The sequence below is a fragment of the Vibrio sp. PSi01 genome (genome assembly GCF_054960695.1).
In genome coordinates, this window is record NZ_JBHNYN010000059.1 from 1 (window position 1) to 374 (window position 374).

The following is a 374-nucleotide window of genomic DNA, read 5'->3' on the forward strand; positions in this document are numbered from 1 at the left end:
ATGTCGCCTGTTACGTCAGTTGTACGGAAGTAGAACTGTGGACGGTAACCCTTGAAGAAAGGAGTGTGACGGCCGCCTTCGTCTTTAGAAAGTACGTATACTTCAGACTCAAACTTAGTGTGTGGGTTGATAGAACCTTTCGCAGAAAGTACTTGACCACGTTCAACGTCATCACGCTTAGTACCACGTAGAAGTGCACCAACGTTCTCACCTGCACGACCTTCGTCAAGCAGTTTACGGAACATTTCAACACCAGTACAAGTAGTAAGAGTAGTCTCTTTGATACCAACGATTTCTACTTCGTCACCTACACGTAGGATACCGCGCTCGATACGACCAGTTACAACAGTACCACGACCTTGAATTGAGAATAC

The 374-nt window shown here is 46.0% G+C and carries 1 protein-coding gene; it reads right to left on the minus strand.

Features of this window, described 5'->3' with window-relative positions; genetic code table 11:
- Positions 1-374, minus strand: a 374-nt coding sequence (locus ACFI6G_RS22240) for an EF-Tu/IF-2/RF-3 family GTPase (protein WP_462710488.1), incomplete at both ends; no start/stop codon positions are given.